Raw genomic sequence first — 7911 nt, 5'->3', positions numbered from 1 at the left:
AGCGTTAGGGAAACGCCCGGTTACATTCCGAACCCGGAAGCTAAGCCTTTCAGCGCCGATGGTACTGCAGGGGGGACCCTGTGGGAGAGTAGGACACCGCCGAACAATATTTCAGGACCCCTGGTCCCAGCGTTCATGCTGGGACCAGGGGTCCTTTTGTTTTACTCGAATTCTTTCGATGCGCGGCGGAGTGCCGGCTGCGCGAGAATGACTGCAGTACCCGAAGACAGGAGTCACGCCGATGTCCACCAACTCTCCCGACGACCGTCCGGAGCGCGAGCCGCGTCGCAGGGACGGTGGTGAGCGGGGCGGCTTCCGTGGGCCGCGACGTGATGACAACCGCGGTGGCGGGGGCTTCCGTCGTGACGACCGTCCGTCCTCCTCCTTCCGTCGCGACGACAACCGTGGCGACAACCGTGGCGGTGGCTTCCGCCGTGACGACAACCGCGGTGACAACCGTGGCGGTGGCTTCCGGCGGGACGACCGCCGTGACGACCGGCCGTCCTCCTTCCGTCGGGACGACAACCGCGGTGGGGGCGGTTTCCGTCGTGACGACAACCGTGGTGACAACCGCGGTGGCGGCGGGTTCCGCCGCGATGACAACCGTGGCGGGGGTGGCTTCCGGCGGGACGAGCGTCGTGACGACCGGCCGTCGTTCCGTCGCGATGACCGACGGGACGACCGGCGCGACGAGCGTCCGTCCTCCTTCCGTCGCGACGACAACCGTGGCGACAACCGGGGCGGTGGCTTCCGTCGGGACGAGCGTCGGGATGACCGTCCGTCCTCCTCCTTCCGTCGCGACGACCGTGGCGACAACCGTGGCGGTGGCTTCCGCCGTGACGACCGCCGTGACGACAACCGCGGTGACAACCGTGGCGGGGGTGGCTTCCGGCGGGACGACCGTCGTGACGACCGGCCGTCGTTCCGTCGCGATGACCGACGCGATGACCGCCGCGACGAGCGTCCGTCTTCCTTCCGTCGGGACGACCGCAGGGATGACCGCCGTGACGACCGGCCGGCCTTCCGGCGGGACGACCGCCGTGACGACCGGCCGTCGTTCCGTCGGGACGACCGACGCGATGACAACCGTGGTGGCGGCTTCCGCGGGCGGGACGACCGGGGCGGGTACGGCCGTCGGGACGACCGTGGGCCGCGGGACCGTGACCGGGACCGTGGGGACCGCGCGCCCATCAAGCGGCTGCCGATTCCGCCGGAGGTCACCGGTGAGGAGATCGACCCCGACGTGCGGCAGGAGCTCATGAGCCTGCCCAAGGGGCTGGCCGAGGACGTCGCGCGCAACCTCGTCATGGTCGCCGAACTGATCGACGAGGACCCGGAGAAGGCCTACGGCTACTCCCGTGTCGCCCTGCGGCTGGCGTCCAGGGTCGCCGCCGTCCGCGAGGCCGCCGGCTTCGCCGCGTACGCCACGCAGAAGTACTCCGAGGCGCTGGCCGAGTTCCGGGCCGCGCGGCGGATGAGCGGCGGGGTCGACCTGTGGCCCGTCATGGCCGACTGCGAGCGCGGCATGGGCCGGCCGGAGCGGGCCCTCGCCATGGCCGGTGAGCCCGAGGTGCAGAAGCTGGACCGGGCCGGGCAGGTCGAGATGCGACTCGTCGCCGCCGGTGCCCGCCGTGACATGGGGCAGCTGGAGGCCGCCATCGTGACGCTGCAGAGCCCCGAGCTGGCGTCCAGCGCCGTGCACCCGTGGACCGCGCGTCTCCGGTACGCCTACGCCGACGCGCTGCTCGCCGCCGGCCGCGAGAGCGAGGCCCGCGACTGGTTCGCCAAGGCGCTGGAGGCCGACAAGGACGGCGCCACGGACGCCTCCGATCGGCTCGCCGAGCTGGACGGCGTGGAGTTCGTCGACGCCTTCGACGAGACCGACGCGGACGCCGAGGCCCCGGCCGAGGCCGACACGGACTCGGACACGGACGCGGACCAGGACGAGGACCGCGACGAGCGCTGATCGTCACGAAACGAAGGGCGGCACCCACCGGGTGCCGCCCTTCGGCGTTTCTCAGTCCAGCGCGAGGCTTCTCAGGACCAGGCCCGTCGCCGGCTTGGGGCCGAACGAGGTCGACTTGCGGGGCATGGTCACGCCCTGCTGGGCCAGGTCTCGTACGACCTCCTCGCGCACCGGATGCATGAGGACCGCCGTACCGCCGCGGCGTTCGGCCTGGGCGACCGCGGCCTCGGTGTCGTGGATGTACGCGATGTCCTCCGGGGCGTCCGGGATGTTCCAGACGTGGTCGAGGAGGGTCGAGTGGAGGACCGTCGCGTCGAGGGTGCGCCAGGCGTCGGGGCGGTCGGCGCGGACCGTGCGCGTGAGCAGCTCGGGGTCCGGCCGGTCCAGGAGGTGGAAGGCGTCGTCCGCGCCCGCGAGCAGGAAGGCGTTGCCTTCGGTGGCGGCGGTGGCGAGGGCCTCCAGGGCGAGCGGCAGGGAACGCTCGATCCGGCGGACCCGGAAGGCGTCGCCGACCGCCGCCAGGGCGTCCTGGATCGGGAGGCGGTTCAGGAGGCGGTGGATCGCGCGGACGCGCAGCGGGTAGCGGACGGTGTCGACGAGGAGGACCAGGCCGTAGTTCCAGGGGCCGGGGGAGACGTGCTCCTCGCGCAGGCGCAGGTACGTCGCCCAGCGGTGGTGGCCGTCGGCGATGAGGGCCTGGTGGCGGGCCAGGTCGCGGGCGATCGCGTCGAGTTCGGCCGGGTCGGTGACCGCCCACAGGCGGTGCTGGAAGCCGTCCTCGGTGGTGGTGGCGAGCAGCGGCTCGCGGAGCACGGTGCGGGAGACGACCGCGTCGGTGCCGTCGCCGTCGCCCGGGTAGGTGAGGAGCAGCGGTTCCAGGTTCGCGGCCGTGGTGCGCATGAGGGCGGCGCGGTCCTCGACCACGTGGGGCATGACGTCCTCGTGGGGGAGGACGACGCCCCGGTCGGGGGTGGTGAGTTCGAGGGCGCCGATGACGCCGCGCTGGAGGATTCCGTCGCCCTCCTGCTCGTACACGTAGAGCGCGGGCTCGGGATCGGGGGCGAGGACGCCGTCGGCGAGCCAGCGGTCCAGGGTGACCGCGGCCTTGCGGTGGCGGGTGCCCGCGGTCATCGCCTGGGGGAGGATCAGCCGGACGATGTTGTGCGGATCGGCCGATTCCAGGTGGAGGAGACCGTCAGGTCGGACGACGACGTCGTACGGCGGGGACGTCACGGCGGCGAGGCTGCCGACCCGCTCGGGTACGTAGCGGAGTCCTCGGAACGGGCGCAGGCGCAGGCCTGTGGCGTCGTCGCGGACGTCGGCGGCCGCGTGACCTGAGGTGTTCATCTCGTCATCGTATGTGGGGCGGGGCATGAGCGATGATCGGGGGAGCGGGGGAATTTCAGCCGGTGATGTGAGGAGCAGGGTGACATGACGCGAATCGGCCGGGACGGGCACGGGCGGGACAGGGGCCGGCCGGGCGGCAGCGCGCCGGCGCTGAGCGAGGCGTACGACACGGCGCTCCTCGATCTGGACGGTGTGGTGTACGCGGGCCGGAAGGCGGTGCCGTACGCCGTGGAGGCGCTGGGGGAGGCGCGGTCGCGCGGCATGCACCTGGCGTACGTCACGAACAACGCGCTGCGGACGCCGGACGAGGTCGCCGCGCATCTGACGGAGCTGGGGGTGCCCGCCGAGGGCGGGGACGTCGTCACCTCGGCGCAGGCCGTGGCCCGGATGATCGCCGACGACCTGCCGGCGGGGGCGCCGGTCCTGGTCGTGGGCGGGGAGGGGCTGCGGGTCGCGCTGCGCGAGCGGGGTCTCGTGCCGGTGGAGTCGGCGGACGACGGGCCGGCGGCCGTGGTGCAGGGGTACGGCGGGCCGGAGCTGCCGTGGGGGAGGTTCGCGGAGGCGGCGTACGCGGTGGGGCGCGGGGTGCCGTGGTACGCGTCCAACACGGACCTGACGATTCCGGGGGAGCGGGGGGTCGGGCCCGGGAACGGGTCGGCGGTCGAGGTCGTGCGGATCGCGACCGGGGGCCGGTTCGAGCCGAGGGTGGCGGGGAAGCCGCAGCCTCCGATGCACCGGGAGACGGTGCTGCGGACGGGGGCGCAGCGGCCGCTGGTCGTCGGCGACCGGCTGGACACGGACATCGAGGGCGCGTTCAACGGGGGCGTGGACTCGCTGCTCGTGCTGACCGGGCTGACGGACGTGGCGACGCTGCTCGCGGCGGTGCCGGAGCACCGGCCGACGTATGTGGCGGCGGATCTGCGCGGGTTGCTCGTGGGGCAGCCGGAGGTCGTGGACGCGGGCGGGGGCGCCTTCGTCTGTGGGGGGTGGCGTGCGTCGGTGCGCGGCGACGAGCTGGTGCTGGAATCGGGTGAGGGCACGGAGACCGAGGGTGCCGGGGGCGCGGACGTGATGGACGGCGTACGGGCGCTGTGCGGGGCGGCGTGGACGGCCGGCGGGAGCGGGGCCTGTGGTCTGGACGCGGGCAAGGCGCTCGCCCGGTTGGGTTTGTAGGGATTTCTCCCTCCCTTCCGGAAGCGTGGGCGCGACCGGAAGGGAGGCCACCGTCGGTTTGGGCAGGTGGGAGCCGGTCTCGACCGGGGCGCGCGAAGTTGGATAGGCTAACCTAACTGCGTGTTGGTCGAGAGTTCCTCCCGTGTGAGCGCGGAGTCGACAGGCGCTGCCCAGACGCCGACGCGCCGGAACTCCGTGCGCGCCGTCGGGTTGGCCGTGGCCGTCGGGGTCCTGCTGCTGGTCTGTGTCCTGAGCATCATGATCGGTGCCAAGCCGGTGCCGCTCGGCGATGTGTGGCACGGGCTGTTCCAGAACACCGGCGTCGGCAACGACGTCGTCGTCCACGACGTGCGCGTCCCGCGCACCCTGCTCGGACTGCTCGTGGGGCTCGCCCTCGGTCTCTCCGGAGCCGTCATGCAGGGGCTGACGCGCAATCCGCTCGCCGAGCCCGGACTCCTCGGCGTGAACGCCGGGGCCGCCGCGGCCGTCGTCTCCGGGATCGCCTTCCTGGGCGTCACCGACGCCCGGGACTACGTCTGGTTCGCCTTCGTCGGCGCGGCCGTCGTCTCCGTCGTCGTGTACGTCCTCGGGGGCAGCCGCAGCGCCACGCCCGTGCGGCTCGCGCTCGCCGGCACCGCCGCCACCGCGGCCCTGTACGGCTACGTCAACGCCGTCCAGCTGCTCAACTCGGCGGCCCTGGACCGGCTGCGGTTCTGGACGGTCGGCTCGCTGGCCTCCGCCAGCATGGAGACCGTCCGGCAGGTCGCGCCCTTCATCCTCGTCGGCGCCCTGCTCGCCCTGCTGATCTCCCGGCCCCTGAACGCCATGGAGATGGGCGACGACACCGCCCGCGCGCTCGGCGCGAACATCAACCGCACCCGGGGCGTCGCCATGCTGGCCGTCACCCTGATGTGCGGGGCCGCCACCGCCGCCTGCGGCCCCATCGTCTTCCTCGGCCTCATGGTCCCGTACATGGTCCGGGCGATCACCGGGCCCGACATGCGGTGGATCCTGCCGTACGCCGCCGTCCTCGCACCCGTGCTGCTGCTCGGCTCCGACGTCGTCGGCCGGATCGTCGCCCGGCCCTCCGAGCTCCAGGTCGGCATCGTGACCGCCCTCGTCGGCGGCCCCGTCTTCATCCGACTCGTACGCCGCAAGAGGATGGCCCAGCTGTGACCACCAAGACCCTGCGGACCGGCGGCGGATTCTCCGTACGGTACGAGCCGCGCGCCGCGTTCGCCGCGCTCGGCCTCCTCGCGCTCACCCTCGCCGTCGCCGTCGTGCTCATCGGCACCGGGGACTTCCCCATGTCGCCCGGCGAGGTCGTCGACACCCTCCTCGGCAAGGGGACGGTCGTCCAGGAGTTCGCCGTCCTCGAACTGCGGCTGCCGCGCGTGCTCGTCGCGATCTTCGTCGGCGCCGCGCTCGCCGTCGGCGGCGCGGTCTTCCAGTCGATCTCCCGCAACCCCCTCGGCAGCCCCGACGTCATCGGCTTCGGGCAGGGCGCCACCGTCGGCGCGCTGACCGTCATCGTCCTCTTCCAGGGCAGCGCGGCCATGGCGGCGGGCGGCGCGGTCGTCGGCGGGCTCGTCACGGGCGCCGCGATCTACCTGCTCGCCTGGAAGAAGGGCGTGCACGGCTACCGGCTCGTCCTCACCGGCATCGGCGCCGCCGCCATGCTGACCTCCGTCATCCACTACCTCATCACCAAGGCCAGCCTGGTCGACGCGACCCGCGCCATGGTGTGGATGACCGGCTCCCTCGACGGGCGGGACTGGTCGCAGTTCTGGCCCCTCTTCTGGGTCTGCTGCGCCCTGCTGCCGCTCGTCCTCGGACACGGCCGGGCGCTGCGCATGCTGGAGATGGGCGACGACGCCGCGTACGCCCTCGGGGTGAAGGTCGAGCGGACCCGGATCGTGCTCATGGCCTCGGCCGTGCTGCTCGTGGCCGTCGCCACCTCCGCCGCCGGGCCCATCGTCTTCGTGTCGCTGAGCGCGCCGCAGCTGGCCCGCCGGCTGACGCGCTCGCCCGGACCCAACCTCGCCGCCTCCGCGCTCATGGGCGCGGCGCTGCTGCTCGTCGCCGACTGGCTGGCCACCAACGCCTTCGGGGAGCGGCAGCTGCCCGTCGGCGTCGTCACGGGCATCCTCGGCGGCTGCTACCTGCTCTGGCTGCTCGTCAGCGAACGCAAGGCGGGCCGGATATGACCCCGGCCGGCACCATCACGGACAAGGACAACAGGAGTACGGCAATGAGCGGTCGGCAGCAGCAGCGTCTCGGGGCCGAGTCGGTCACCCTCGCGTACGAGCAGCGGGTCATCGCCCGCGACCTGTCCGTCGAGATCCCCGACAACTCCTTCACCGTCATCGTCGGGCCCAACGCCTGCGGCAAGTCCACGCTGCTGCGCGCCCTGTCCCGGATGCTGAAGCCGACCCAGGGGCGGGTCCTGCTCGACGGGCAGTCGATCCACGGCATGCCGGCGAAGAAGGTCGCCAAGACGCTCGGTCTGCTGCCGCAGTCCTCCATCGCCCCGGACGGCATCACCGTCGCCGACCTCGTCGCCCGCGGCCGCTACCCGCACCAGGGGGTGCTGCGGCAGTGGTCCCCGGAGGACGAGCGGATCGTCCAGGAGTCGATGGAGGCGACCGGGGTCGCCGAGCTGGCGGACCGTTTCGTCGACGAGCTCTCCGGCGGTCAGCGCCAGCGCGTGTGGATCGCCATGGCGCTCGCCCAGCAGACGCCGCTGCTGCTGCTCGACGAGCCGACCACCTACCTCGACATCCAGCACCAGATCGACGTCCTCGACCTCTGCGCCGAGCTGCACGAGACGCAGGGCCGCACGCTCGTCGCCGTCCTCCACGACCTCAACCACGCGGCCCGGTACGCGACCCACCTCATCGCCGTGCGCGGCGGCGAGGTCGTCGCCGAGGGCCCGCCGTCGCAGGTCGTGACCGCGGAGCTCGTCGAGCGGGTCTTCGGGCTGCGCTGCTCGGTCATCGAGGACCCGGAGACCGGCACGCCGCTCGTCGTACCGGCGGGGCGCCAGGCCCGGGCCCGCAAGCCCGCCCTACAGAAGTGAGCGCAGCCTGAGCAGGTCGCGGAAGCCGGCCTCCAGCCGGACCCGGCCGGAGGCCCAGGCCTTCGCGAAGTTCAGCTCGCCGCCCACCATCGCCACCAGGTCGTCGCCGGTCATCGCGAGCCGGATCTGCGCCTTCGCGGGCGGCGGGCCCGGCACCGTGTCCTCGACCACGATGCGGCCGCCCTCCAGGCGGCCCGTGAAGGTGGTGTCCAGGTCGGTGAGGTGGCAGCTCAGGGTGCGGTCGAGCGCGGCCGCACCCCGTACGCCGCCGTCCGCCCGCGCGAGGTTGCCGGAAAGTGTGTCCAGTGCGCCGCGGCACTCAGTGATCGTCGCCATCGCCGTCGAC

At 72.9% G+C, this 7911-nt stretch carries 8 protein-coding genes and 1 rRNA gene; 7 read left to right on the top strand and 2 right to left on the bottom strand.

The annotated features are described in order from the left end of the window. The 3 genes from rrf to ACWDVG_RS29315 form a co-directional block, all read left to right on the top strand. A 5S ribosomal RNA gene (gene rrf, locus ACWDVG_RS29325) occupies window positions 1-105 on the top strand; the annotation flags it as partial. A gap of 212 nt (window positions 106-317) precedes the next feature. Further along, a complete protein-coding gene (locus ACWDVG_RS29320; protein WP_451703628.1) occupies window positions 318-1262 on the top strand; it encodes a hypothetical protein in 945 nt (314 codons plus the stop codon). After that, window positions 1199-1966: a hypothetical protein gene (locus ACWDVG_RS29315; protein ID WP_451703626.1), complete on the top strand. Its 768-nt coding sequence runs from the start codon at window positions 1199-1201 to the stop codon at window positions 1964-1966. The genes ACWDVG_RS29320 and ACWDVG_RS29315 overlap by 64 nt, the downstream gene beginning before the upstream one ends. Window positions 1967-2017: 51 nt before the next feature. Here ACWDVG_RS29315 and ACWDVG_RS29310 read toward each other — a convergent pair whose 3' ends face one another. Further along, complete coding sequence (locus tag ACWDVG_RS29310) at window positions 2018-3313, bottom strand: DUF1015 family protein (RefSeq protein ID WP_451703623.1); 1296 nt, start codon at window positions 3311-3313, stop codon at window positions 2018-2020. An 84-nt stretch (window positions 3314-3397) separates the two neighbouring features. On the opposite strand from ACWDVG_RS29310, the gene ACWDVG_RS29305 reads away from it, so the two are divergent. The 4 genes from ACWDVG_RS29305 to ACWDVG_RS29290 all read left to right on the top strand — a co-directional run bounded on the left by ACWDVG_RS29305 (window position 3398) and on the right by ACWDVG_RS29290 (window position 7565). Further along, window positions 3398-4486 (top strand): HAD hydrolase-like protein, encoded by a 1089-nt coding sequence (locus tag ACWDVG_RS29305; protein WP_451703621.1) that lies wholly within the window; start codon window positions 3398-3400, stop codon window positions 4484-4486. A 120-nt stretch (window positions 4487-4606) separates the two neighbouring features. Further along, entirely contained in the window at window positions 4607-5662 is a 1056-nt protein-coding gene (locus tag ACWDVG_RS29300; protein WP_451703619.1) for an iron chelate uptake ABC transporter family permease subunit, read from the top strand. Next, window positions 5659-6693, top strand: a complete 1035-nt coding sequence (locus ACWDVG_RS29295; protein WP_451703618.1) for a FecCD family ABC transporter permease — start codon at window positions 5659-5661, stop codon at window positions 6691-6693. The genes ACWDVG_RS29300 and ACWDVG_RS29295 overlap by 4 nt, the downstream gene beginning before the upstream one ends. Window positions 6694-6737: 44 nt before the next feature. After that, window positions 6738-7565, top strand: a complete 828-nt coding sequence (locus ACWDVG_RS29290; RefSeq protein ID WP_451703616.1) for an ABC transporter ATP-binding protein — start codon at window positions 6738-6740, stop codon at window positions 7563-7565. Here ACWDVG_RS29290 and ACWDVG_RS29285 read toward each other — a convergent pair. Next, the gene (locus tag ACWDVG_RS29285) at window positions 7554-7901 is read right to left on the bottom strand and encodes an SCP2 sterol-binding domain-containing protein (protein WP_451703614.1); all 348 of its coding nucleotides are present in this window, start codon (window positions 7899-7901) and stop codon (window positions 7554-7556) included. The two genes, ACWDVG_RS29290 and ACWDVG_RS29285, sit on opposite strands and share 12 nt — an antisense overlap. Between the last annotated feature and the right edge of the window lie 10 nt (window positions 7902-7911).

This window comes from Streptomyces sp. NPDC003327 (genome assembly GCF_053589515.1).
Note: the sequence above shows the minus strand (reverse complement) of the source record. Positions and strands in the feature narration are given on the sequence as shown.

Excerpts from the sequence above, each read along its gene's own strand:
- ACWDVG_RS29310 (WP_451703623.1), bottom strand. The coding sequence starts at position 3,313 with ATGAACACCTCAGGTCACGCGGCCGCCGACGTCCGCGACGACGCCACA.
- ACWDVG_RS29305 (WP_451703621.1), top strand. The coding sequence starts at position 3,398 with ATGACGCGAATCGGCCGGGACGGGCACGGGCGGGACAGGGGCCGGCCG.
- ACWDVG_RS29290 (WP_451703616.1), top strand. The coding sequence starts at position 6,738 with ATGAGCGGTCGGCAGCAGCAGCGTCTCGGGGCCGAGTCGGTCACCCTC.
- ACWDVG_RS29285 (WP_451703614.1), bottom strand. The coding sequence starts at position 7,901 with ATGGCGACGATCACTGAGTGCCGCGGCGCACTGGACACACTTTCCGGC.